This is a genomic window from Flavobacterium tructae (genome assembly GCF_001853485.1).
In the GTDB taxonomy this organism is placed as follows: domain Bacteria; phylum Bacteroidota; class Bacteroidia; order Flavobacteriales; family Flavobacteriaceae; genus Flavobacterium; species Flavobacterium tructae.
In genome coordinates this window covers 94,943-121,538 of sequence record NZ_MIKE01000027.1, presented here as the reverse complement: position 1 = coordinate 121,538, position 26,596 = coordinate 94,943, and the positions used below count along the sequence as shown (strand labels likewise).

Genomic DNA, 26,596 nt, shown 5'->3' with positions numbered 1-26,596 from the left:
TGGACAGTATTTAGGATTCAGTTCACATCCGATATTTCACATTTAACAGTTCACATCTAACATTTTACATCTAAAATTTCACCATTCACAATCCGTAATTCACTATATTTGAGTGCCACAAAAACGGAAACCTATGAGAATAGAAACTGATTTGAAACTGGGATTTAAAGATGTAATGATTCGTCCAAAGAGATCAACGCTAAAAAGCAGATCTGAAGTTTCTTTAAAACAAGATTTTAAGTTTTTGCACAGTACTTCGTGCTGGTCCGGAGTTCCAATTATGGCAGCGAATATGGATACGGTCGGAACTTTTGAAATGGCCAGAGTTCTAGCGAAAGAAAGACTCTTTACTGCCATTCATAAACACTATTCTCCACAAGAATGGAAGGTGTTTTTAAAAGACAAGACAACTGATTTTTATGATCATATTGCAATCAGTACAGGAACAGGAACAGATGATTTTGAAAAAATAAGCCGGATTATTACAGAAAATCCATTGCTTAAATTTATTTGTATCGATGTTGCAAATGGTTACTCAGAACATTTTGTGCAGTTTTTGAAACAAACCCGCAAACAATATCCAGACAAAGTTATAATTGCCGGAAATGTAGTTACGGGAGAAATGGTCGAAGAACTGCTGTTGGCCGGTGCTGATATAGTAAAAGTAGGAATTGGCGGTGGTTCTGTTTGTACTACCCGTGTAAAAACAGGTGTAGGATATCCGCAGCTTTCGGCTATTATTGAGTGTGCCGACGCTGCTCACGGTTTAGGCGGACATATTATTAGTGATGGCGGCTGTAAGACACCGGGAGATGTGGCAAAAGCATTTGGTGCAGGATCAGATTTTGTAATGTTAGGCGGAATGTTGGCAGGACATACGGAAAGTGGCGGCGAAGTGATTGAAAAAAAAGGACAGAAATTCAAGCAGTTTTACGGAATGAGTTCTAAAACAGCTATGGAGAAACATGTTGGAGGAGTGGCTGAGTACCGGGCAAGTGAAGGTAAAACAGTGCAGGTGCCTTTTAAAGGTGAGGTCATAAATACAATATTAGATATATTGGGAGGTTTGCGAAGTACTTGTACCTATGTAGGGGCTTCACGTCTAAAGGAACTTACCAAAAGAACTACCTTTATTAGGGTAAGTGAACAGGAAAATCAAGTTTTTACAAAGTAATAAAAGCATTTTAAAATAGAATATGATTGCAATTTCAGAAGCTACAGTTAGCGATATTAAACAAATTCAAAAAATAGTACATATAACATGGCCGATTACATACGGTGAAATCTTAACCAAAGAACAATTAGATTATATGTTGGATCTTTTTTACTCTGAAGAAGCTTTGGCCGATCAGTTAGATAAAAAAGAGCAGTTGTTTTATATGATTGAGGATGATATGACCAATATAGGGTTTATCGGAATTGAACACAATTATAAAGAAAAAGCAGTAACCAAAATTCATAAAATTTACCTTTTACCGGAAACTCAGGGCAAAGGAATTGGTAAAAAAGTGATTGAAGAAATTAAAAGACTTGGGGCAGTACACAATTCTCAGGCATTATCCCTAAATGTGAACCGATTTAATACCGCTCTGGGTTTTTATAAAAAGATAGGTTTTGAAATTGTTGGAGAATCCGATCTTGATATTGGAAACGGTTACTTGATGGAAGATTATGTAATGGAGAAGAAGTTTTAAAATTGACCCCGTTGTTCTATATAATTAGAATAAGACATAGAGGAAGGAAGTAAAATGTAAGTTGTGAAATGTAAGATGTGAAATACGTGAAGTAGGTGTAAGTGAAACACATTTCTTTTTATGACTTTCTGTTATTACTAAAAGTGATACACTCTTTTCAGTTAGACAACCTATGAATTAGAATAGAGAAAGCAATAAGCCAGTTTTTTTTGACTGGCTTTTTTTGGATTTATTCGAAAACTTAAGGTGTTGTTAAAGAGCCTGTTTGCTTGTTAAGTAAGGCTGTGGATTTTTTTTCGATAATCGGAAGTTTCTCTATTTTTTTTGAGATCTATAGTTTAAAAAAAATAATCTACAGTCGAAGTTTTAGAATCAAACCGCATAAAAAAAGTAAAGCTCTGAAGGAGCACCAGCATCAGCATAGTGCGAAGCGCTATGAAAGATATCGAGTATGAGTTTAGCTCTGTAAGGGCGAAAGCCTAACCGCAAAGAAAATACGGCATGCAATTTAGAAAAAGAACTATTCTATAAATCGATCGGAGTTTTCTATGTTCTCTTGTCATTTCAGTATCTAACTAACAATAATATCATGCTTGAATAACAATCCTTTTACTTCATTCAAAGCAAAAACTGCTTTTTTGAGTTTAGTTTTTGAGGGATCAATGGTGTAATTGTAGCTGGTTTTAAAATCGGCTTTATTGGCGATGGCTTTGTCAAATTCAGAGCGGTACAAATCACAATTGTCAAAAAGGACGCTGGTGAGGTCGGTAGCCATAAAATCTACAGCAATTAAACTGCAATTCGTAAAAGTAGTTCCCTTAATCTTCAAAGTGTAAAATTTTGAAAAATCCAAAATACAATCGTAAAAATGAATTTCAAAGATCAGCTTGTCGCACATGGCAAAATTAACGTCTTTAATTTCACAGCGATTAAAAGTGGCGGTTCGAAAGGCAACATAGTTAATTTTGGCTTCACTGAAAATACAATCGTTGAAAACACAATCGATAAAAGTAACGGCTAAAAAGGTACAGGCAGAAAAATTACAATTGTTAAAAACACAACACTCAAAATCTTTAAAATTGACATCCTCTTTACCATAAATAATGGTATCGTATTCTTTATCAAGGAAATATTGAGATTCTTTTTTCAAGGTGATTTTTAAAGATAATTTTCAGACCGAAAAGATACTAATTATACGAGTACTAGCAGACGATAAATAAAGATAATTTTCGATTCCTGCGTTGACTTTCGGATGGAGTAGAAAAGAAGGTTAAGACCTTTTGCCTGATGCAGTTAAGGAGCTCTGTTCGGAGGGGTTTTTTGTGAATTTGATATTTTTTGCCCCTTAAAATGTTAAGTACTTAATTTTAGAGGTAAAATTTAAGAAAATCTTAGCAGTATTTGATTTGAAATATTTTCCTATGAGGGTAATTTGATGTAGATTTACACTGTTTTTTAAAGTTAAAACGTAATAATTCAAATTATATGGGATCAACAAGAAAAGAGCATGATTTTTTAGGGGAATTAGACATTCCAAATCATCTATATTATGGTATCCAAACCTTCAGAGCAGTAGAGAATTTTAATATCACAGGAATTCCTATTTCAAAAGAACCTTTATTCATCAAAGCATTAGGTTATGTAAAAAAAGCGGCAGCTTTGGCCAACAAAGATTGTGGCGCATTAGACGCTAAAATAGCCGAAGCAATTTGTTACGGAAGTGACCAGGTAATTGCCGGTAAATTTGATCAGGAATTCGTAAGCGATTTAATTCAGGGTGGAGCCGGAACTTCGGTAAACATGAACGCTAACGAAGTAATCGCTAATATTGGTTTAGAATATTTAGGACATAAAAAAGGAGATTATAACTTCTTACACCCAAACAATCACGTAAACTGTTCTCAGTCTACTAATGACGCTTATCCATCAGCTTTTAGAATTGCACTTTATCTGAAAATAGAAAGTTTTATTAAAACTTTAGAAGGCCTTGAAATAGCATTTGCTGCAAAAGGAGAAGAGTTCAAAAGTGTTCTGAAAATGGGAAGAACACAATTGCAGGACGCTGTTCCTATGACTTTAGGACAGGAGTTTAACGCTTATGCTACCACTATTGGAGAAGATGTTAGAAGATTAAGAGACGCTCAGAGTTTGGTTTTGGAGATCAATATGGGAGCAACAGCTATCGGAACAAGAGTAAACGCACCAGAAGGATACCCTGAAATTTGTGTAAACTACTTAGCAAAAGAAGTTGGAATTCCGTTAACCCTTTCTCCTGATTTAATTGAAGCTACTGTAGATACCGGAGCTTATGTTCAAATCATGGGAACATTGAAAAGAACTGCCGTTAAAATTTCTAAAATCTGTAACGATTTAAGATTGTTGAGTTCAGGACCAAGAACAGGATTCAACGAAATCAATCTGCCTGCACGTCAGCCAGGATCTTCTATCATGCCAGGAAAAGTAAACCCGGTAATTCCGGAAGTGGTAAATCAGACTTGTTTTTATGTAATCGGACAGGATTTGACTGTAACTATGGCAGCCGAAGCGGGACAATTGCAATTGAATGTAATGGAACCGGTAATTGCTTTCGCTATGTTTACTTCATTGGATTATCTTTCAAATGCAATTCAGACTTTAATTGATAAATGTATCATTGGAATCACTGCAAATGAAGATCACTGTTACAATATGGTCATGAATAGTATTGGAATCGTGACTCAGCTAAATCCAATTTTAGGATATGAAGAAAGTGCGAGTATTGCAGGTGAAGCTTTGAAATTAAACAAAAGTGTACATCAGATTGCCGTGATCGAAAGAAAATTAATCACTCAGGAAAAATGGGACGAAATTTATTCATTGGATAATTTGATCAACCCAAAATTCATTACAAAATAGGAGAGACTCTCTCTATTTACAGAAAGCCGACATTATTTTTAGTGTCGGCTTTTTTTATGGAAACGGATCTATTGTTCATAATTAAATCATAATTTATAACGAGTGTGATTTATATTTTTAATGCCAATCCCTATTTTTGCTATTCATACCTGAACTAAGATGAAATTACTTATAGTCGAAGACGAACCAAATCTATTGTCCATTTTGCGGAAAGGATTTGCCGAAAACAATAATGAAGTTAGTGTGGCCCTGGATGGCAGAACTGCTCTGGAGATGATTCACAATTATAATTTTGATGTTGTCGTTTTAGATGTAATGCTTCCTGATATTAACGGAATTGAGATTTGCAGAAGACTTCGCGCCAGTAAGAATTTTGTTCCGGTGTTACTGTTGACCGCTCTTGGAACGTCAGAAAATATAGTGACCGGACTTAATGCAGGAGCCGATGATTATCTGGTAAAACCTTTTAAGTTTGGAGAACTTGATGCCAGAGTCAATGCACTACATCGCAGAGCTCATCAGGATACCGAAAAAGTAGATACCATAACTATTGGCGACTTAGAAATAAACGGTCGGGCTAAGACAGTAAAGAGAGAAGGCGAATCGATTATCCTGACCGCAAAAGAGTTTAAACTGTTGTACTATCTGGCTAAAAATAGCGGTCGCATCGTTTCCCGGGATCAGATTTTAGATAACGTCTGGGATATTAATTTTGATATGAACACCAATGTTGTCGATGTATACATTACTTATTTAAGAAAAAAAATCGATAAACCTTTTGAAACCAAACTCATCCATACCATGAAAGGTCTGGGTTATGTGATACAGCCATAAAATGGATATAAGAAAAAAAATAACATACACTTATGTAGCCTTGTCATCTTTTAGTACATTACTTCTATGTATTGTTGTTTTTGTTCTATTCAGAGAAAATAATCGTTACCATTTCTTAAAAAGGCTTGAAGACAGAGCCAAAATTGTCGCGTCTATTCATTTTCAGAACGATCCTGAAAAAATAAAATACTACAGTAATCTTAAAAAAAACGGACTGGAAGAACTTATCGAAGAAGAAGAGTTTGTTCTCAAGATAAACAGTGCCAATAGTTTTGATTACAATACAAAACTGAATTTACCGAATGAGTTTTATAGCAATATCTTAAAAACAGGAAAAGACTATTTTGAGGTAGAAAACAAGTATTATTTAGGACAGGTTTTTACAGAGAATAATCAAAAATACATTGTAATTGTAGGAGCTCGTGACCGAAAAGGACCGACCACCACAATCTATATTTTAAAAATCATGTTGTTCGGAGGTATAGGTTTTATATTTCTGGCCTTCTTTTTAGGACGTTTCCTGGCCAAAAGAGTTATTAATCCTGTGGCAAGAATTACCAAAGAAGTAAACAGAATTAGTGCTTCCAACCTTCACAATCGCTTGCCGGAAGTTAAAAACTCAGATGAAATCTCAGATCTTACGGAGACCTTCAACGATATGCTGGATCGTTTGGAAACCTCATTCGAAATACAAGCCAATTTTATCAATAATGCTTCACACGAGTTAAAAACGCCAATCACAACAATTATAGCGGAGTCCGAAATCATGCTTTTGAAAGAAAGAGAAGTTCCGGAATACATTCAGTCCCTTGAAAATATTTACAGTCAGGCTTCCCGATTAGGAAACTTAACAGAGAGCTTGCTAAAGCTTACACAAACAGGTTACGATGGTAAAAAACAGGTGCTGGATATTGCCAGAATCGACGAAGTATTAATGGATGTAAAGTCGGATTTAGATAAAATTTATCCGGACAATCGTGTAAGTATCAAGCTTAACTTTGCACCTAAAGATTCCAATTTGCTTTTAATTCCGTGCAACAAACCGCTTTTAGAGCTTGCCATTAATAATATTATTACCAATGGCGTAAAATATTCCGATAACAATGAGGTTTTTGTAACCCTTTCTGCCAATCAGGACTGGATAAAGGTGGCGATCAACGATATCGGGATTGGGATCCCTCCGGAAGACATTCCGCATTTGTATGAACCTTTCTTTAGAGGTAAAATTGCAACTAAATATATAGGATACGGGTTGGGGCTTCCATTGGCTTCCAAAATCATCCGTATGCACGACGGAGAGATTCAGGTGCAGTCAGAGCAAAACAAAGGCACCATTGTAACCATTGTTTTTAATAAAACAAGTTCGAAGAAAAGCAACATTAAGACTTCTAATGTTGAATCTTAGAAAATTCTAATTTCATATTAAGACCCTTCTAATTTGGCAGGAGTTACTTTGTAAGTATAAACTAAAAGAGTATACTTATGAAAAATTTCCTTATACCTACTACTTTAAAAGACGATACAATTTGTGCTGTAAAATCAGCTGTTGGTCAGGCAAAAGATTCAGATTGCGAAATTATTCTTATGATGGTATCAGAAACTCCTGATGCTTTTTCATCCTCTAATTTTTTACGTGAAATGCGCACCGGACTTACTGCAAGTCAGGAAGAAGTGCTGGACACTTGCCGATACATTATTGAACACACACCCAATTGTAAAATAAAAGTTCACAATCAATACGGACTTTCTTCTCCGATTTTTAAGCGTATTATTGATGTTTTTGCTATAAAACTGGTAGTTCTTACCAATTCGTATAAGCAGGAAACAAAACGAATTCACCAATACCTGGTGCAATTAGCCGGAAACCAAAAGTGTCCAATTCTGCATTTAGGTTCAGAGCAATATAAAGAAGACTTCAATAAAGCACTTTATATCGAAAACGGTCGTGCCAACATGCATGTAAAAGACGTTCAGCAATTTTTGAACAACAATTTTTCATTTGAAATTGTAAGTCAGACTTCCAGTTTTGAAGACAACTACGAAAATTTTGCTCCTTATTTATCAGAAGCGATTTCAAAATACGATATCGATTTGTTAGTAGAAACCCGCAAAGGAGAGAAAATACAATTCAAGAAAAATAAAAAAGAGAGTATAAACGATAAAACTGGTCTTCCGGTGCTTTCGCTCTACGAAGAATTGGTGTAAAGCCAATTTCTTCAAAAAAAATAGAAGTTTAATTTAAACGGAAAGATATGTTATTAAAGAAAAGAATTCCAATGAGGTACGTTCTCGGGAAAATTAAGGTGGAATTGGCGCTTGTAATGACTTACACCATTTTATTTGAAATTTTTCATCATTATTTTATCAATGTAGCGATCGAAATACCAATCGCAATTCCTACCATGGTAGGTACAATTATATCCTTGTTACTGGCTTTTAAATCCAATCAGGCTTATGACAGATGGTGGGAAGCACGCATTATTTGGGGATCAATTGTAAATGAGTCCAGAACTTTGGTGCGACAAATGCTTACTTTTTATAAAGATCCGGGGTTTTCTGTAGAAGCGAATGAATTCAAGGAGAACTTCACCAAAAGACAAATAGCATGGTGTTACAGCCTAGGACAGGCGTTGCGTAATAAAGATGCGATAAAACCAATCAAAGATTTGATCAGTGAAGAGGAACTGAATTTTGTCAAAAACCATCAGAATATTCCAAATGCGATATTATTGCTTCATGGTAGAGATCTTAGGATTGCCAAAAAGGACAAACGATTAAATGCTTATCAGCAGGTTGAAATAGACAATACTTTGTCAAGATTATGTGATGCAATGGGAAAATGTGAGCGTATTAAAAATACCATCTTTCCAACCACTTACAGCATGTACATCAGAATGACGCTGTGTTTGTTTATTTTGTTATTGCCTTTTGGACTTATCAGTTTATTGAGCTGGTTTGCCGTTCCGTTAATTACAATTATCGGAGGAACGTTCTTCTTAATTGAAAAAATGGCAATTCATTTACAGGATCCATTCGAAAACAGACCTACAGATACACCTGTAACCGCAATTTCGAATACCATCGAAAAGAATTTAATGCAAATGTTAAACGAGTATCAAAGTGAGTTTGACATTATCAAAGAATTCGATCTTCAACCCGATTTAAAGAAAGCGGAAAACAACGCTTATTTTGTTTTATAATTATGTGAATTGATTTTGGTTTCTCAATTTGTTAACTGGACAACGCTTTGTTAATGCGGCTGTCCAGTTTTTTTTATGTATTTTAACCCATTGGATGTAAGAAAAAAAAATTGCACAATCTGCGGGATCTGCGAGAAAAAAATGGGTGTAAAATATGAGATGTGAAATGTGACTGCAAACTGCGACTTGGTTCTACTGATCAATCAATTTTCCCAGAGTTTGAATAGAGGATCTTAATTCATTGGTCCACGGAAGTCCAAAACTCAATCGCATGCAATTTGAAAACTGATTTTGAAAAGTAAAAATTCTTCCCGGAGCAAAACTAATTTTATGCTGCATTGCTAATTGATAAAAAGTAGCCGTGTCTATATTCTTATCAAGTTCAATCCAAAGAAAAAAGCCTCCTTGTGGCTGACTTACCTTAGTTCCTTTCGGAAATGACTCTAAAACCGTATTGATATAGTTTGTACAGTTGTGATTCAATATCTGTCGTATTTTTCGAAGATGATTTTCATAGCGGCCATTTTTCAGAAAGTCGCCAACCACCTGATGCGTGATGGTAGGAGTGGAGAGGGTATGATAGATTTTGTTGCGTAAAATCTCCTTTTTGAATTTCCCCGGAGAAACCCAGCCCACACGATATCCCGGTGCCAAAGTTTTTGAAACCGAACTGCAGCAAAGTACAATGCCACTTTCGTCATAGGTTTTACAATTGGTTGGACGACTCGAGCCAAAGTACAAATCACCGTGAATATCGTCTTCAATTAATGGAACGTTGTAAAATTCCATTAATCGCACCACTTCCTTTTTATGTTCAACTGGCATCATACTTCCCGAAGGATTACTGAAGTTACTCATCAGCAAACAGAGTTTTACTTTTTTAGTAGAAAGTGCTTTTTTCAGGGCATCCAGTTCTATTCCGGTAGTCATATTGGTAGGCAGTTCCATGATATACAAACCCAGAGATTTGGCCAACTGCAGGATGCCAAAATAAGCAGGACTTTCGGTAATAATAGTATCTCCCGGTTTGGTTAGTGTCATCAAACAATGTGATATGGCACTCGTACAGCCCGGCATGGTAATAATGTCTCTTTCTGTTAAGGAACCTCCCCAGGTAAAGGACCATCTTGCAATTTCTTTTCTTAGATTAAGATTACCCTGTACCTGTTCATAACTTGTACCGCTATTAGGAAGCTGCCGCATGGCCTGAATCATTCCCTTATTTAATTTAGCAATAGGAAGCAATTCGTTCGAGGGAAAGCCCAAAGAAAGCATCGTAATACTCGGATCAGTCATGTTTTTGTAAACCTGATCAATTAAATCTTCCCGGTCAATGTTTACACATTTTAAAACAGGACTGCTGGGCGAAGGCTCAGGAATGGTTCTGGCCGAAATGTTAGTTACATAATAACCGGATTGAGGCCTGGATTCTATAAGCGACCTGCTTTCAATTTCATAATAGGCTTTGCTTACAGTGCTCATGCTGTAACCCGTTTCGGCACAGACTTCACGTATCGAGGGCAGCTTATCGCCAACATTTAAAACACCCGATTTTATTTGCTTTTCAATTCGGTCTGCAAACTGCAGATACAAGTAGTTGGAATTTTTCATAAAAAAGAAACTGTTATGGTGCAATTTACAAAAACTGTATCTGTATTGCTGTTTTATTTTTTAGAAATTTGCTTTATTCAATAACGAACCTAAAAAGAATAACTTGTGAAAACAACAAAATATTACATAGCGGCCATTACCTGTTTCGTCATCTGGGGATTTTTTAGCCTGGCATTAAAGCCCATTCACGAATATCCTTCTTTAGATATTTTATTCTATCGTGTTTTCAGCTGCAGTATTCTCATGTTATTGATTGCCTTTACTTTTAAAAGAAAAAGAATCAAAGAAACCATCGCTACCTTTAAAGCATTACCAGCTTTGGAGAGACGCAGATCACTTTTGTTGAATATTGGAGGAAGTGTTTTTTTAATGGCCAACTGGTTTACTTTTATTTATGTAATGAATCATGTTAGTGTAAAAGCAACTTCTTTGGCCTATTTAGTGTGTCCAATTTTGACCACCTTACTGGCGTACTTTATTCTGAACGAAAAATTAAGCAAAACACAATGGATGGCTGTAGGACTAAGTGTTTCCGGTTGTTTGCTTTTATCTTATGCCAATATTATGGATATGGTTTTTAGTATTGTTATTGGTTCTACTTATGCTTCGTATTTAGTTAGTCAAAGGATCAACAAAGGATTCGATAAATTTATTGTGCTCACCTTTCATATTACATTGGCAGCCTTATTTTTATTACCCTTTTATCCGGTTTATAGCGGACCGATTCCAACAGAATTTAAATTTTATTTCTGTATCGAAACTATCGCGATTCTGTTTACCATATTCCCGTTGTTTCTCAATTTATATGCACTTTCCGGAATCAACTCATCAACAGTCGGTATGCTTTTAAATATCAACCCAATGATTGCATTTCTATTGGCTCTCTTTTGGTATCATGAACCAATAGGGTCCATACAAATTGTGGCTTATAGCATTGTTTTTCTGGCTGTATTGGTTTTTAATTCACATCATATTTTCGCCATTAGGCAAAAAATAACGCAATATCCCAAGGTTCTCAAGTAATTTGAAATACTTTATGTTTTTTATTGGTTTAAAATCTAAAGTATCAGAATCTTATCGGATGTGTAAACAGGAATGACTATTTTTCATTCCTGTTTTTTTTTAGAATGTGTACGCTTCTTTGTCTGCTTTTGCCCTTTCAGGGCAATACTTTCCTTTGATTTAGCTCATAGTGCGTTGTACTATGCTTTTGTTATTGGACCTTCAGCCCTTTTACCTGTTTATTTCAGACACTTATATTTTTTCTTAGTTCAGTTCGTAGTGCGTTGGAATATGCCTGTGTTATTAAGACTTCGGTTCTTTTATCCATTTAGGACTTATACTCAAAGTTTAATAATCTTTAGGGAGAAAGTAGTAGAAAGCTGTTGCTCTGAAAGAGCTTCAGCTGAGGCATAGTGTGAAGCACTATAAATAATTAGGAATGATCGTTTGCGCCCTGAATGGGCAAAAGCCTAATTCCAAAGAAAACAATTCTCGTATTTTGTATTGTTATTTTCCGGAGCGAAGCTAAAATTACCACAATCTTAACAAGGTATGTAAGCAGGAATGAGTATTTTCATTTTTACTTTTTTATATCACATAAAGGGTAAACACATAAAAGAGATCTAAGCGGCATAATTCGCTAAAAATCGATGTTTCGACACCTAAAAACCAATATTCCTATGAAAAATACCAAGCTCCAGGCCTTTATTCCGTTGTTTTATTTAGTGTGGTCCGATGATTTGCTGACTCAGAAAGAGTTTGTTACCATTCAGAAATTTATCAATGACCTTACCTGGCTTTCGCCCGAAGAAAAACAACAATTGCTTTCCAGAGTTGATATTTCAAATCCGCCGGGACGAAATGAACTGGCACAATGGAAATTGGATATAGAGAAAAGCATTGAAAATAAAGAAGATATCAGATCGATTTTTGATATTGCCGTGGCACTTTCAGAAAAGGATCTGGACATTTCGACCTTAAAATCAAATTTTATCCAACTGGAAAATGATCTTGGAATTTTAGGGGAAGAAGCGCTTCAGAATTTTAAAACAAAAGCAGGTTCCTTTACTGCAAACTCTCAGACGAACAGTGAGTTTGATGTTCAAAAAATTACAGCTCTTTTAAATGGTAAAGAAGCCGAGATAATCAATAGAGTAAAAGCAATTATTTCAAGACCTGAATTTGCGTACGAAACTTCTACAGATATTAAGGTGTATCGCCAGACGGTTTACAATTGGTGTAAGCTGCTCGCAGCAGAAAATCTCGGCAATATGGCCTACCCAAAACAATATGGAGGAGGAGAAAACATAGCCGATTATTTTGCAATTATGGAAACCTTAAGTTATCATGACCTGAGTTTGGTAATCAAATTTGGCGTTCAGTTCGGACTTTGGGGCATGAGTGTTCAATCGTTAGGAACGGAAAAACATTATGCAAAATATTTAAGAAACATTGGAACATTAAAAATTCCGGGGTGTTTTGCCATGACCGAAACACATCATGGTTCTAATGTAAAAGGGCTGGAAACGACAGCAACTTATAATCATGCAGATCAGACTTTTATCATTCATACGCCAAATAAAAATGCTCAAAAAGAATATATCGGAAATGCAGCCGTTCACGGTCAGATGGCGACCGTTTTCGCAAAATTAATCATTGACGATCATGATTATGGCGTAAATGCATTTGTTGTTCCATTAAGAGATGCCAACGGAACCGTACTAAAAGGAATTACGATTGGAGATTGCGGACATAAGATGGGTTTGAATGGAGTAGATAACGGAACCATTAGTTTCGATCAGGTAGTGATTCCGAAAGAAAATATGCTGGATCGTTTCGCCTCTGTAAATGACAAAGGGGAATTTGAAAGCCCGATTCCGAGTGACAACAGACGTTTTTTTACCATGTTAGGGACTTTGGTAGGCGGTCGCATTGGGATTCCCCGTTCAGCGTTGGCGGCAGCCAAATCCGGACTGACAATTGCTATTCGGTACAGCGATCAGCGTCGACAGTTTGGACCTGAAGGCGGATCAGAAGTTCCGATTCTGAACTACAGAATGCACCAGCGTCGATTGATTCCGCCATTAGCAAAAACATATGCTGTGCATTTTGCGTTGCAGTACCTCACTAATCGGTTTTTAAACAGAACTGAAGATGAAATGCAGGAAATTGAAGCATTGGCCGCAGGAATGAAATCCTATTCGACCTGGAGTACAAGAGATATACTGCAGGAATGCCGCGAAGCCTGTGGTGGAAAGGGATATTTATCAGAGAACCGAATCGATGCTTTGAAAAATGACACCGAAATTTATACCACTTTTGAAGGTGACAATACTGTTCTGATGCAGTTGGTAGCGAAAAACAGGCTCTCAGAATTCAGAAAATCTTTTGGAGAAATGGGTTCGTTAGGGATTATCAATTATGTGTATGAAAATGCAAAAACGGCACTTACCGAGAAAAACCCAATAGCAACCAGAAAAACGGATGACGAACATTTGCTGGATGGGGATTTTCATTTACAGGCATTTGTTCACAGAGAGAAAACAATTTTAGCTTCGGCAGCACGACGCATCAAAAAATTGGTTGATGGAGGTTTAGAACCTTACGACGCTTTTAATGTCGTGCAGCACCAAATGATCGACGTGGCTCAAGCTTATCTGGACAGAGTGGTGCTGGAGCAATTTCAATTGGCAATTCAGGCAGTAGAAGATAATAAAACAAAAGAAATTCTAACGAAACTTAACCAGCTGTACGCACTGGCACAATTAGAAAAAAATAAAGCCTGGTATCTCGAAGACGGTTATATGGAAGCCGTCAAAACCAAAGCAATTCGTAAAATAGTCAATCAGCTTTGCTGGGATATCCGACCGGATGCGGTGGCCCTGGTGAATGCTTTTGATATTCCGGAGAGCTGTCTGTCTGCACCAATTGCGGTTTAGTAGAGTAAAGAGTAAAGAGTAAAGAGTAAAGAGTAAAGAGTAAAGAGTAAAGAGTAAAGAGTAAAGAGTAAAGAGTAAAGAGTAAAGAGTAAAGAGTAAAGAGTAAAGAGTAAAGAGTAAAGAGTAAAGAGTATGTAATAAATAGCCACGAATTCACGAATTTTTTCTAATCTATATTGTTTAAAGAAATTCGTGAATTCGTGGTTAACTTTTTTAAAGTTGCAGCTTTTTCTTAAGTGTTAAGTGTTTGTTTTTTAGTTGTTTGATATTGTGTTTTGACACAGCAAGGAATTTTTGTTATTACTTCTGTTATATCATAAAGTGATTAAAAGTGTTTTTAAACCATAGCTTTATTGACATAACTGGCTTTTTCAAAATCCATAATATTGATCGAAATAATAGGGACTTCAGGAAGTATCTCGTTTAGTTTAGTGACAATTGCTTTTGACAATCCTGCTTTTTGATCGGTATTTCGGCCTTCCAGAATGTACGCAAAGACGTGAATAAAATCGTCTGAAGAATTTCCATTATTATAATAGCTGAAAGGATGGATACGAACCTTAATATCAGTAGGAACGAAAAGAGTAGTGGCTAAAGCGGTATGGTAAATTTCCTGCATGATATCGTCGGCAGATTTTAGTCGGATTACATTTTCAGAGCAATCAATAACAAAGTGTGGCATGAGTATAATGTTTAAATTAGAAAAAATGAAGTATAAACAAATTTACAAAAATCCGATAGAGAATCAGTGCGGTTATTTTTTTTCAGGAGCTTTTATTCATTACAAAAGTCACAATTTTCAATCTGCTAAATAATTCCTTTTTCTGGTAGCACTTTCTTATATTTGCAAGTCTCATTATAGCTCCAATTGGTTTGAAAAATTATCTGCTGTTTCTTCTCTTTATCATTTTAGGAAGTCCTGTTTATGCAGCGGACAGCACAGATAGTATTATCGATAAGTTAAATGAAGCTTTAAAGAACAAAGCTCATTATGTTCGTTTGAGAGAAGAACGTATTTTAAATTTCAAAAAAATCAAATCCGATGATTTAACGAAAGAGCAGGAGTACGATTACAACCAAAGTTTGTACAGTCAATACCTGAAATTCAATTCTGATTCGGCTATTTTATATGTCAGGAAAAACCTGAAAATCGCCAGCGAACTTCAAAATGCCGATTTACTGAACCTGGCCAATCTGCAATTGGTAACATTGTACTCTTCCTCGGGAAAATATCGCGAATCTGAGGCCATTTTAAAAAGCATTCCTAAAAAGGAATTGCCTAAGAAACTACTACCTAACTATTATAGTGCGTATCGCGAATTTTTGGAACATTATGCTGCCAATAGCGACGATGTAAAGTACATTGAGCAAATTAACAAATACCGTGATTCGCTGCTCACCGTTTTAGATCCTTCTACATTAAACTTTCGAATCACCAGAATTGAGAAGGAGATGTCGGAGAAAAAGTTTGCTGCGGCTGAAAAAAAGCTGTTGGATTTATTGAAAAAAGCAAAAGATGATCATCCGCAATATGCCATGATTACTTATCTTTTGGCAAGTATCTATAAAGAAACAAAGCAGCTGGAACTTCAAAAGAAATATTATGCACTTTCAGCCACGGCCGATCTAAAAACCGCAAACAAGGACAATGCTTCTCTTCAGGAACTGGCTTTATTTTTTTATGAAGCCAATGATGTTGATATGGCCTATAAACTAACCCAATCGGCTATTGAAGATGCCTTGTATTGCAATGTTCAGTTTCGGACCCTTTTAATGTCAGAGGTATATTCGATTATCAACACCGTTTATTTAGAGAAAGAAGCTAAGAGAAAAACGGAACTTCAACTGTACCTTTTATGTATCAGTTTATTATCGGCATTTTTAGTTGTTGCGGTGATTTATGTTTACAAACAAATGAAAAAAGTATCGCGAATCAGGACAGAACTGTACAATACTAGTCAAAAATTAGCCGAATTAAATAAAGACATTACAGAAACCAACAATCAGCTGCAGGAAAGAAATGCACAATTATCGGAATCCAACCATGTTAAAGAAGAATACATTGCACATTTTTTCAGCCTTTGTTCAGCCTATATCAACAAACTAGAAAATTACCGTATCACTTTAAATAAAAAAGCGACAGCCAAACAATTTGATGAAATCTACAAAGTATTGAAATCAACCACTCTCGTAGATAACGAACTGGAAGAATTGTACAAGAATTTTGACATTATCTTTTTGAATTTATATCCCACTTTCGTAAAAGATTTCAACGCGCTTTTAATTCCGGAAGAACAAATCGTTTTAAAACAAGGAGAACTGATGAATACAGAACTTAGAATCTTTGCTTTAATTCGTTTAGGAATTACAGACAGTGTAAAAATTGCAGCGTTTTTGCGTTACTCTTTGAGCACCATTTACAATTACCGAACCAGAGCACGAAATAAAGCCGCAGTTTCCCGAAATGATTTTGAAGAAATGGTCACAAAAATTGGTTTAATATCCGTAAAACTTTAGGAAATCATTCTAAAATCACTACTTTTTTCGGCTTTTTGTTTTTTGTAAATAATTGTTTTTCATGAAGTTGTATTTTTAATTCACTACTTTTTTTCATTTAGAAATCCAGAACAAACTATAACGTTTTAGCTTTACAGTATTCTTAAAAAGAGATACTGCTTATACTTTCTTCCCATTGTAAATTAAATGCTTTAATAAATTAATAGTTATGTTTAAAAATGTTAAAACAATTGTTGTTTTACTACTGTTGAGTGCTGTCGGTGCGAGTGCACAGCATAAAATTCCGGTTTATTTAGACGATAAAAAATCGATTAATGAACGCGTAGAAGATGCCCTTGCAAGAATGACAACCGACGAGAAAATTGCCATGATACATGCGCAGTCAAAATTCAGCTCACCGGGTGTACCGCGTTTGGGTATTCCGGAAAACTGGATGACCGACGGACCACACGGAATTCGTACCGAAGTTTTATGGGACGAATGGGATCAGGCAGGATGGACTAATGATTCCTGTATTGCTTTTCCGGCTTTAACCGCACTTTCTGCTACCTGGAACAAAGAATTATCGTCTCTATACGGTAAATCTATAGGTGAAGAAGCACGTTACCGTAATAAAAATGTATTATTAGGACCCGGAGTTAACATTTACAGATCACCTCTAAACGGTCGTAATTTTGAATACATGGGAGAAGATCCTTTCCTTACTTCAAAAATGGTGGTTCCTTATATAAAAGGGGTACAGGCAAATGGAGTAGCTGCCTGCGTTAAACATTTCGCTTTAAACAATCAGGAAATAGGACGTAATACAGTTAATGTAATCGTTGATGACCGTGCTTTATATGAAATTTATTTACCGGCTTTTAAAGCTGCTGTTCAGGAAGGAGATGCCTGGGCAATTATGGGAGCATATAATAAATACAAAGGGCAACACTGCTGTCATAATGAGTTTTTACTGAATGATATTCTGCGCGGAGAATGGGGCTTTAAAGGAGTTGTAGTGTCAGACTGGGGAGGCGTTCATGACACCAAACAGGCCATCTACAATGGATTGGATATGGAGTTCGGTTCCTGGACAAACGGACTTTCATGGGGAACCAGTAATGCTTATGACAATTACTTTTTGGCTAAACCATATTCTATTATGATTGCAAAAGGTGAGGTTGGAACAAAAGAACTGGACGAGAAAGTACGTCGTATTTTACGCCTGTCATTCTTAACGACAATGAATAAAAACAGACCTTTCGGTTCTTTTGGAACAGAAGAACACGCCAAAGCAGGTCTGAAAATCGCTGAGGAAGGAATTGTGCTGCTTCAAAACAACAATAACATTTTGCCAATTAACCTTTCTAAAACAAAGAAAATTGCGGTGATTGGAGAAAATGCTATCAAAATGATGACTGTTGGAGGAGGAAGTTCTTCATTGAAAGCCAGATACGAAATTACGCCACTTGAAGGATTAAAGAAAAGAATTGGAAATCAGGCTAAAATTACTTACGCTCGCGGATACGTGGGAGATCCGACTAGTAACTATAACGGAGTAGTGGCCAAAGTAAGTCTGGAAGACAAACGTTCTCCTGCCGAGTTAACTGCTGAGGCTGTAAAAGTAGCGGCAGCCGCAGATGTTGTTTTGTTCATAGGAGGTACAAATAAAAGTGATAAGCAAGACGCTGAAGGTTTTGACCGGCTGGATTTAGGTCTTTCGTATGGTCAGGATCAGTTGATAGCAGAATTGGTCAAAGTAAATAAAAATATCGTTTTTGTGAATATTTCAGGAAATGCAGTGGCAATGCCATGGGTTAAAGACGTTCCGGGAATTGTACAAGGCTGGTTTTTAGGCACAGAAGCAGGAAATGCTTTAGCAGCTGTTTTGGTAGGAGATGTGAACCCTTCAGGGAAGCTGTCGTTTACTTTTCCTGTGAAATTATCAGATAACGGAGCTCATGCATTAGGTGAATTTCCGGGCGGAGATGACGTTACATACAAAGAAAGCATTTTTGTAGGTTACCGTTGGGCCGACAAGCAAAAAGCAAAGCCATTGTTCTCTTTTGGTCATGGTTTGAGCTATACGACTTTTCAATATGGAAAAGTAACAGCAGACAAAAAACAAATGGGAGCGGGCGATCAGATCACTTTTTCGGTAAAAGTAAAGAATACCGGAACAAGAGAAGGTTCAGAAGTAGTTCAGCTTTATATCAGTGACTTGAAATCTTCATTACCTCGTCCGGTTAAGGAATTAAAAGGCTTCGAGAAGATTTCGCTTCAGCCGGGAGAAGAAAAAACAGTGACTTTTACCATCGATAAAACAGCACTTAGCTTTTTTGATGATAAAAAACACGACTGGGTTGCTGAACCGGGAGCTTTTGAAGCCATCATTGGAGCATCTTCTACGGCTATAAAATCTAAAGTGAGTTTCTCACTTCAATAATTTCATGTTTCTAAAAATGGTTGGTTGTAAAGCTGCAAGTGTAAAAACTTGTGGCTTTACTTTTATGAACTCTGTTTGGGGAAATTGTCAAAAAAATAACATATAGAAACATAGATTTTGGCGGTAAGAAGAGAAAAGAATAGGAATATATTTCTTTTGCATAAAAAAACTACATGCATTTAAAGGAAGGGAAGCGTCTTTTTTTAGATAAAGAAGCTATGCCACTATGTGCTAAAAATGAATTATACCAATACGTTAAATAAAAAGTCTATTATTTAAAATACTACTATGAAAAAAGTCATACTAGGTGTCATCACCTTATTTTTAACACAAAGTCTTTCGGCACAAAGTCTGAACAAAATGCAATGGTTTAACGAACCTGAAAAATGGGAAATTAAAAACAATGCTTTGATTATGAATGTGACAGCAAATAGTGATTATTGGCGTATTTCGCATTATGGTTTTACTGTAGACGACGCACCGTTTTATTATGCTACTTACGGCGGAGAGTTTGAAGCCAAAGTAAAGTTAACCGGTAATTATATCGCCCGTTTTGACCAAATGGGACTTATGCTTCGTATTGATGAGAAAAATTACATTAAAACCGGAGTTGAATTTGTGGATGGAAAATTTAATATAAGCACTGTTGTCACACACGATAAAAGTGACTGGAGTGTGACCACTTTAGAGAAAGCACCACCATTTGTATGGATAAAAGTGGTGAGAAGACTGGACGCCGTTGAAGTCTTCTTTTCGTATGATGATAAAAACTATATTTTGACCCGAAATGCACCTTTGCAGGACAATACACCGGTCATGGTAGGCCTGATGGCTGCATCACCGGACGGAAAAGGCTTTGAAGCCAAATTCGAAAATTTTAAAGTAACACATTTACCGGATCAACGCAGACTGGAATGGCTTAAAAAACACCAGGAATAGTAACGCTAAAAGCCAATTTTCTGCGAATTCAAATTCCAAATTTCAGCTGGAAATGAATGAAGAAAGGATTTTTCTTACCCTATTAGGATGTGCTGTAATTATTGTAACAAATAACCATTCTTTCTTTAGGATTACAAGCTTCAATCCGCCAGCCTGTTAGGGAAATATCGCTATTTTAGCTTCCACCAAAAAAAATAATCTAACCTTTTAACAACCAAAAACTATTTTATGAATTCAAGTTCAATGGAAATTAAACCCAAAAAACATTATGAAATTTTAGACGGCTTACGTGGGGTAGCCGCAATTTTAGTCGTTATCTTTCATGCTCTGGAAGCCTTTAATGAAGGAAGCCGATTTAAACAGCTTATGAATCATGGTTATCTGGCTGTCGATTTCTTTTTTCTTTTATCAGGATTCGTGGTAGCGTATGCCTACGACGATCGTTGGGAGAAAATGTCACAATGGGAATTTTACAAACGACGTTTAATCCGTTTACAGCCCATGGTTATTATGGGGATGGTCATTGGAGCGTCGCTTTATTATCTTCAGGCTTCGAATGTTGCTTTTCCGCAAATTGCCACTATGCCAATCTGGAAACTAATTTTAGTGATGCTGGCCGGTTTTGTACTAATACCGCTTCCGCCATCAATGGAAATTAGAGGCTGGGGCGAAACGTTTCCGCTTAACGGACCGGCATGGTCGCTTTTCTTTGAGTATATTGCCAATATTCTGTATGCGTTGTTCTTTCGTAAATTCTCGAATAAAGTCTTAGGATTTCTGGTATTGATTTTCGCGGGAATGCTTGTTCAATATACCGTTTTTGGCCCAAAAGGAGATGTTATTGGTGGTTGGTCACTAACGATGCAGGAATTGTATGTTGGGTTTACCCGCTTATTGTATCCATTCTTTGCCGGAGTTTTACTTTCCCGTTTAGGAAAACTCATTCACATCAAAGGCGCTTTTTGGGTTTGCAGCATTCTTATAATCGTTATTTTCAGCATCCCGAGGTTGGGTGATGAAAACAGTCTGTGGATAAACGGTTTGTATGAATCCATCGCCATTATACTGCTGTTTCCTTTAATTGTTGCTATTGGAGCGGGAGGAGAGATCAAAAATCCGTTATCGCTTAAAATTTGCAAAGCCTTAGGAGATATTTCATACCCAATTTATATTATACATTATCCGCTAATTTATTGTTATATGGCGTGGGTATTCGAAAACAAAGTACCGTTAAAGGATGGTTACGGAATCGGAATAGGTATTGTAATTTCGAGTATTGTAATCGCTTACCTGTGCCTGAAGTTTTATGATGAGCCTGTTCGTAACTGGCTTCAGAATAAATTTCAAAAAAGAAAAGTTTCTTAAAAAAGAGGCTAAGGTACAAAGGTTCAAAGCAGCAAAGTTTTTTTACTTCGTCCCTTTGAGTCTTTACGTTTAAGAAAAGCTAATTTTTAAAAGTTGTAGGTATTAAAAAAGGGATGAATTTTACGTTTTCATCCCTTTTTATTTAAGTAATTGTTATTGTCTGCTCCGACGGAGCAAAATATTTGTAGTGAATAAAGTTCAACAGGAAAGAAAGCTCCAGAGGAGCGGCATATTTTTCCGTTACCGTGCTCTTTAGTATTGTAATCGCTTAAGTTTACTCTAAAATCAATTGTCCTAATGCTTCTTTGCTAAAGCCTTTTAATTGATCCGTATGACCTGCTTTGATTTTGGCCACCCAGTTAGGATCAGATAAAAGAGGTCTTCCCACGGCAACTAAATCAAAATCGCCTCTGTCGAAACGTCTGTTTAGTTCCTCTAAAGAAGTTGGCTCAGAACTTTCTCCTGCAAAAGCGCCAAAGAAATCACTTGAAAGTCCAACAGAACCTACCGTGATAGTTGGTGCTCCGGTAACTTTTTTGGCCCAGCCTGCAAAATTCAGGTCAGATTCTTCAAATTCAGGCTCCCAGAAACGACGCTGAGAACAGTGTAAAATATCGACTCCGGCATCAACGATAGGACTTAACCAAGCTTCTAATTCCTGAGGGTTTTTAGCCAGTTTATAATTGTAATCAGAAGGTTTAAACTGAGAAAATCTCATAATCACAGCAAAATCGTTACCGACTTGTCTTCTGATTTCTTTTACGACTTCAATAGCAAAGCGGCTGCGTTCCGGTAATGTTTTTCCACCATAAATATCCGTACGCAAATTGGTTTCGGCTCTAAAGAACTGGTCAATTAGATAACCGTGCGCACCGTGAATTTCGATCGTATCAAATCCTAGTCTTTTAGCATCGGCGGCTGCTTTTCCAAAAGCAATAATAGTATTTTCAACGTCTTTCTCTGACATGGTGTTTCCGTTACTAAAATCAGGTCGGTTTAAGCCTGACGGTCCTTCAAAAGGCACTGGTGGAACCCATCCTGAATGATGATTGTCCATAATTCCCATATGCCAGATTTGCGGGCCCATTTGACCTCCGGCGGTATGAACCTCTTCAATTACTTTTTTCCATCCGTTTAAGGCTTCTTCGCCATAAAAATGAGGAACATTAGCATCGTTTGACGACGAAGGTCTGTTAATAACAGTTCCTTCTGATAATATTAAACCAACTTCACCTTCAGCTCTTTTTTGATAGTAAGAAGCTACTTCGTCAGTTGGAACTCCGTTTGGAGAAAAGGAGCGCGTCATAGGCGCCATTACGATTCGGTTTTTAAGATTTAACGTTTTTAAGTTAAATGGCGAAAACAGGTTGTTTGTACTCATAGTAATTTACAAATTAGATTGAATTAATTTACTGAGTGCTTCAAAGGCACCTTCGTTACGTTTATAATAAGTCCATTGTCCAACACGTTTGGATTCGATAAATCCGGCGCGTTGTAAAATAGACAGGTATTCTGAGACTGTCGATTGGGTAAGACCCGCTTTGGCTTGTATCTGACCCACACAAACCCCATGTTCAAATCCCGAGTGCTGGAGCTGATCCGGGAAGTTGATTTCGGGTTCTTTTAACCATTCCAGCATTTGTAATCTGGATTTGTTGGCTAATGCTTTAAAGATTTCTATAGATTCCATAGTGCAAATATATCGACTTTTCCCGATATGTCAATTTAAAGAAAGTTATTTAGTATAATTTTAAGAGTAGGGATGCAATTTGCGTGAGAAGTATTTATATTTGTTTCCACTTGAAAACAGTGCTTTTCTGACGATAGAATTGCAGAATTTGTAAAGGACAATACCTTGTGATTACTAGTTTTTTGAAAGAGCTGTCAAGAAAATAACCCCAAATTTATTCATGAAGATTATGAAAAAAACACTACTTATTTTAGGTTTCCTATGCTGTGCCGTCACGAGTTCGAAAGCACAGGTGGTAGGAACCGACATTGGCGACATTGCTCCCGAAATTGATTTGCCGGATACAAAAGGAAATAATATTGTGCTTTCTTCCTTAAGAGGAGAGCTTGTTTTAGTTGACTTTTGGGCATCGTGGTGCGGTCCCTGCATAAAAGAACAGCCCGAATTGATAAAACTGTACAACACTTATTCCGGTAAGTTTTCTATTTACAGTGTTTCAATGGATACGAAGAAAGCTCTTTGGACCGGAGCCATTGCAAAACAAAAACTGCCATGGACTCAGGTTAGCGACTTAAAATATTGGAATTCTCCGGTTATTGGCGATTACATGCTTCAATCAGTGCCTTTAAATTTTCTGATTGATAAAAATGGAATCATACTGGCAAAAAACATTCATGGAAACGCATTGAATGAAATGTTGAAAAGCTTACTTACGGCTCAGTAAAAATAGAAACTTTGAGAATAGTATTGTTTTGAGAAAGAATGTAGGTAAGAAGAATATAAAACGGATGGAATGGAATCAAAATTAAGTATAGCTGAATTTAGGGCAAGATTAAAAAACAATACTGAAATTGGTTCTTTGAAAATAAAATTCAGCCACTTGAGAATATTTCCGAGATTTGGTGCATTAAAGCCTTTTTACGGTCTTTTTGATGATAAAAGTTTTCGTTTGACCATAAATTCGGCAACATCTCCCACCTGTTTTATTGTAAAAGGAAGCTACAAAAATGTTGATAACAGACTTAAAGTAAATTATACGATTGAACCCAATAGTAAAATTCAATTGTTTTGGGTGAAATATTCACCTGTAGTGGCTATAATTGCAATCAACCTGTTTTTTGTTGTATTTGCGAGAGGACTCAGGAGAGCTTCTACCATTGTGAATTTGTTTTTACTTATTACCATTTTCTATTCCAGATGGAAAGAAGAAAGAAGGCGTAAGAAATTAGAGAAAAAGTTCCTCAGTATTTTTGAAATTAAGAGAGATTGGTGATACAGCCCTAAAAAACAAAACCTTTGTCAAAACATAGAATTGACAAAGGTTTTATTATTTAGATGATGGCCTGAAACTGAAATGAACTTAATTCAATCTGTCCGCATGATTTCGAACACCGCCAAAGTTGTTTTTTAGAAACTCTCTAATTTGAAATTGTGTTTTATTCTGAGTGACTTTTTTCCATTCATTGAAATCAAAAGCATGAATTTCAATTGCATTCGGATTGGTAACAAAAGCAAGTCTTGCAATAGAATATTTGTAATACTTTAGTTCATGAGAAATATGTCGGTCCGGCACAACGATAAGAATGGTTTCCCATTCCAGATAATTTTTAGGAACATCTGCTCTTTCATTTAATCCAAGGGCTTCAAAAAAGGCAATGATCTTTTGATCATTAAGCTTGTCGATTTTCTGATCAACTCGTTTAATGGTGCTAATAAGTTTATTTTCATCTTTAATAACACTCATAACTAATAGCTGTTTTTTGTTTTTAGGTTAATTTCAATATAAAATTACACCAAAACAAAGTGAATTGTTAAAAGAGAGGCAATAGAATGATTCTAAATTTTATAGAAAGAGTTTACAGACTTGTTTATCAGAAAGAAAGCGCGCCTTAGTGATCGGACAGCATAAGATCGGTTTTTCTTTTTTTGGGTTTATTCAGCACAAATAAAAGCAAGGGTAAGGTTACCAAAAAGAACAATCCAACAAGGAAAAAAGCATCTCTATAGCTTAATAAAGAAGATTGTCTTAAAATAACATTTTCCATAAGTCGGAGTGCTTTAAACTTAGCTTCGTTATAAGCAAAACCTTTACTTTGAAAATACCTGATGTAGGCATTTATCCGGTCCATTGCGATAGTGTTGTCTGGGGTAACAGTCGAAATTAGTTCGTTTCGGTGTGCTGCAAATCGATGAGCTACATAAGTATTGATAATCGAAACGCCAAAAGAACCGCCCAATTGCCGCATCATATTATTCAAAGCGGCGCCCTGACCAACATCCTTATCTTCTAAAGAGGAGACGGCCAGCATGGTAAGCGGAACAGTAAGCAGAGCCATTCCTAATGCACGAAAAATCAAAGAAGTTGCCACTTCCGCAGCACTGGTGTTTAAAGTCATTCCGGACATTCTCCAATTAAAATAAATAAACAAAAGAAATCCGGCTGCGATAATAAGTACCGGTGAAACGCCTTTTTGAAGTAAGGTTCCGCACATTTTTAAAGCCAGTAATGCAAACAGCGCCCCGGGTAACAAAAGCAATCCGGTTTGATAAGGCGAAAAGCTTAATAAACGCTGTGCAACAACCGGGCTAATGTAGATGGAAATAAACATACCAAATCCGGTTACAAAAGTGAGGACCGCAGCAATACTTAAAGATTTACTTTTGAGTACCCGAAGATTTACGACAGGTTTTTCGATCGTAAGTTCCCAATAGATAAACAGGAGCAGGGTTGTCACGGCAATAAAGGTAAGCACAACAATATAGCAGGTTTCAAACCAGTCTTCGACTTCGCCTCTTTCGAGAACCGTTTGCAAGGTACCAACTCCTATGGCCAGTAAAGTAATACCAGTCCAGTCGACCTTAGTGATTTCAGGTTTTACAAGAGGTTCCTGTAGTAGGAAGTAACAGGAAATCATGACGAGAATTCCAATCGGAACATTGATGAGGAATATCCAGGGCCAATCGTAATTTTCGGTAATATAACCACCCAGAGTAGGGCCAATAGTGGGGCCAATGAAGATTCCGGCTCCAAATATAGCTCCGGCTGTAGATTGTTTGTCTTTTGGGAAAAGCTCGAAAACCACAACTTGTGAGATGGATAACAAGGCACCGCCACCAATTCCCTGAAAGAATCTGAAAAAAACGAGCATCCAAATGTTAGACGAATGCCCGCACATAAAAGAGCAGAACGTAAACAAAACAACAGAACCAATATAATAATTGCGCCGCCCTAGATTGGCGCTTAGAAAGCTCGTAATAGGTATTATAATCACATTGGCAATGGCATATGCCGTAATCACCCATGAGGTATCTTCAAGCGTAGCGCCCAGATTTCCGCTCATGTGGGAAAGTGCAACATTTACAATCGATATGTCTATCAGTTCCATAATGGCGGCTAATATGACAGTCAGAATAAGTAGTTTTCGGTTTAATGGTGTCATAGATAAATATTTTATACCGATCGGTATATTTTTAGTTAAAAAAAA

General features: G+C 36.6%; 22 protein-coding genes. 15 read left to right on the top strand and 7 right to left on the bottom strand.

Annotation, left to right across the window (positions count from 1 at the left end):
* The first annotated feature begins 133 nt into the window (after positions 1-133).
* Both BHE19_RS19490 and BHE19_RS19485 read left to right on the top strand, forming a co-directional pair.
* Complete coding sequence (locus BHE19_RS19490; RefSeq protein ID WP_070908492.1) at positions 134-1,174, top strand: GMP reductase; 1,041 nt, start codon at positions 134-136, stop codon at positions 1,172-1,174.
* A 22-nt stretch (positions 1,175-1,196) separates the two neighbouring features.
* Complete coding sequence (locus BHE19_RS19485) at positions 1,197-1,694, top strand: GNAT family N-acetyltransferase (protein WP_070908491.1); 498 nt, start codon at positions 1,197-1,199, stop codon at positions 1,692-1,694.
* A 571-nt stretch (positions 1,695-2,265) separates the two neighbouring features.
* On the opposite strand, the gene BHE19_RS19480 is transcribed toward BHE19_RS19485, so the two are convergent.
* Positions 2,266-2,844 (bottom strand): pentapeptide repeat-containing protein, encoded by a 579-nt coding sequence (locus tag BHE19_RS19480; RefSeq protein WP_070908490.1) that lies wholly within the window; start codon positions 2,842-2,844, stop codon positions 2,266-2,268.
* 335 nt (positions 2,845-3,179) lie between these two features.
* Here BHE19_RS19480 and aspA point away from each other — a divergent pair, with 335 nt between their 5' ends.
* From aspA to BHE19_RS19455, 5 genes are all read left to right on the top strand, one after another.
* The gene (aspA, locus tag BHE19_RS19475; RefSeq protein ID WP_070908489.1) at positions 3,180-4,589 is read left to right on the top strand and encodes an aspartate ammonia-lyase; all 1,410 of its coding nucleotides are present in this window, start codon (positions 3,180-3,182) and stop codon (positions 4,587-4,589) included.
* Positions 4,590-4,748: 159 nt separating this feature from the next.
* The gene (locus tag BHE19_RS19470; RefSeq protein WP_017497070.1) at positions 4,749-5,423 is read left to right on the top strand and encodes a response regulator transcription factor; all 675 of its coding nucleotides are present in this window, start codon (positions 4,749-4,751) and stop codon (positions 5,421-5,423) included.
* A gap of 1 nt (position 5,424) precedes the next feature.
* The gene (locus BHE19_RS19465; RefSeq protein ID WP_070908488.1) at positions 5,425-6,828 is read left to right on the top strand and encodes a sensor histidine kinase; all 1,404 of its coding nucleotides are present in this window, start codon (positions 5,425-5,427) and stop codon (positions 6,826-6,828) included.
* Between the two features lie 77 nt (positions 6,829-6,905).
* Complete coding sequence (locus tag BHE19_RS19460; protein ID WP_017497068.1) at positions 6,906-7,628, top strand: adenine nucleotide alpha hydrolase family protein; 723 nt, start codon at positions 6,906-6,908, stop codon at positions 7,626-7,628.
* A gap of 47 nt (positions 7,629-7,675) precedes the next feature.
* Positions 7,676-8,623: a bestrophin family protein gene (locus tag BHE19_RS19455; RefSeq protein ID WP_017497067.1), complete on the top strand. Its 948-nt coding sequence runs from the start codon at positions 7,676-7,678 to the stop codon at positions 8,621-8,623.
* Between the two features lie 192 nt (positions 8,624-8,815).
* On the opposite strand, the gene BHE19_RS19450 is transcribed toward BHE19_RS19455, so the two are convergent.
* Entirely contained in the window at positions 8,816-10,234 is a 1,419-nt protein-coding gene (locus BHE19_RS19450) for an aminotransferase-like domain-containing protein (RefSeq protein ID WP_070908487.1), read from the bottom strand.
* Positions 10,235-10,339: 105 nt separating this feature from the next.
* Here BHE19_RS19450 and BHE19_RS19445 point away from each other — a divergent pair, with 105 nt between their 5' ends.
* Positions 10,340-11,257, top strand: a complete 918-nt coding sequence (locus BHE19_RS19445) for an EamA family transporter (protein WP_070908486.1) — start codon at positions 10,340-10,342, stop codon at positions 11,255-11,257.
* Positions 11,258-11,916: 659 nt separating this feature from the next.
* Entirely contained in the window at positions 11,917-14,175 is a 2,259-nt protein-coding gene (locus tag BHE19_RS19440) for an acyl-CoA dehydrogenase family protein (protein WP_070908485.1), read from the top strand.
* Between the two features lie 337 nt (positions 14,176-14,512).
* Here BHE19_RS19440 and BHE19_RS19435 read toward each other — a convergent pair whose 3' ends face one another.
* On the bottom strand, positions 14,513-14,857 hold the full coding sequence (locus BHE19_RS19435) for a 5-carboxymethyl-2-hydroxymuconate Delta-isomerase (protein WP_070908484.1): 345 nt from the start codon (positions 14,855-14,857) through the stop codon (positions 14,513-14,515).
* 191 nt (positions 14,858-15,048) lie between these two features.
* Here BHE19_RS19435 and BHE19_RS19430 point away from each other — a divergent pair, with 191 nt between their 5' ends.
* The 4 genes from BHE19_RS19430 (at position 15,049) to BHE19_RS19415 (ending at position 21,421) form a co-directional block, all read left to right on the top strand.
* Complete coding sequence (locus BHE19_RS19430; RefSeq protein ID WP_070908483.1) at positions 15,049-16,692, top strand: DUF6377 domain-containing protein; 1,644 nt, start codon at positions 15,049-15,051, stop codon at positions 16,690-16,692.
* A 208-nt stretch (positions 16,693-16,900) separates the two neighbouring features.
* On the top strand, positions 16,901-19,117 hold the full coding sequence (locus BHE19_RS19425; protein WP_070908482.1) for a glycoside hydrolase family 3 C-terminal domain-containing protein: 2,217 nt from the start codon (positions 16,901-16,903) through the stop codon (positions 19,115-19,117).
* Between the two features lie 288 nt (positions 19,118-19,405).
* The gene (locus BHE19_RS19420) at positions 19,406-20,056 is read left to right on the top strand and encodes a DUF1349 domain-containing protein (RefSeq protein WP_070908481.1); all 651 of its coding nucleotides are present in this window, start codon (positions 19,406-19,408) and stop codon (positions 20,054-20,056) included.
* A 228-nt stretch (positions 20,057-20,284) separates the two neighbouring features.
* Positions 20,285-21,421, top strand: a complete 1,137-nt coding sequence (locus tag BHE19_RS19415) for an acyltransferase family protein (protein WP_070908480.1) — start codon at positions 20,285-20,287, stop codon at positions 21,419-21,421.
* A gap of 274 nt (positions 21,422-21,695) precedes the next feature.
* On the opposite strand, the gene BHE19_RS19410 is transcribed toward BHE19_RS19415, so the two are convergent.
* Both BHE19_RS19410 and BHE19_RS19405 read right to left on the bottom strand, forming a co-directional pair.
* The gene (locus BHE19_RS19410) at positions 21,696-22,802 is read right to left on the bottom strand and encodes an NADH:flavin oxidoreductase (protein WP_070908479.1); all 1,107 of its coding nucleotides are present in this window, start codon (positions 22,800-22,802) and stop codon (positions 21,696-21,698) included.
* A gap of 6 nt (positions 22,803-22,808) precedes the next feature.
* Complete coding sequence (locus tag BHE19_RS19405; protein ID WP_017497055.1) at positions 22,809-23,111, bottom strand: ArsR/SmtB family transcription factor; 303 nt, start codon at positions 23,109-23,111, stop codon at positions 22,809-22,811.
* Positions 23,112-23,340: 229 nt separating this feature from the next.
* Here BHE19_RS19405 and BHE19_RS19400 point away from each other — a divergent pair, with 229 nt between their 5' ends.
* Positions 23,341-23,835 (top strand): TlpA family protein disulfide reductase, encoded by a 495-nt coding sequence (locus BHE19_RS19400; RefSeq protein WP_070908652.1) that lies wholly within the window; start codon positions 23,341-23,343, stop codon positions 23,833-23,835.
* 69 nt (positions 23,836-23,904) lie between these two features.
* Positions 23,905-24,384, top strand: a complete 480-nt coding sequence (locus BHE19_RS19395) for a hypothetical protein (protein ID WP_070908478.1) — start codon at positions 23,905-23,907, stop codon at positions 24,382-24,384.
* 87 nt (positions 24,385-24,471) lie between these two features.
* Here BHE19_RS19395 and BHE19_RS19390 read toward each other — a convergent pair whose 3' ends face one another.
* Together BHE19_RS19390 and BHE19_RS19385 are read right to left on the bottom strand one after the other, a co-directional pair.
* On the bottom strand, positions 24,472-24,855 hold the full coding sequence (locus BHE19_RS19390; protein WP_070908477.1) for a hypothetical protein: 384 nt from the start codon (positions 24,853-24,855) through the stop codon (positions 24,472-24,474).
* A 145-nt stretch (positions 24,856-25,000) separates the two neighbouring features.
* Entirely contained in the window at positions 25,001-26,551 is a 1,551-nt protein-coding gene (locus BHE19_RS19385) for a DHA2 family efflux MFS transporter permease subunit (protein WP_070908476.1), read from the bottom strand.
* Positions 26,552-26,596 lie beyond the last annotated feature (45 nt).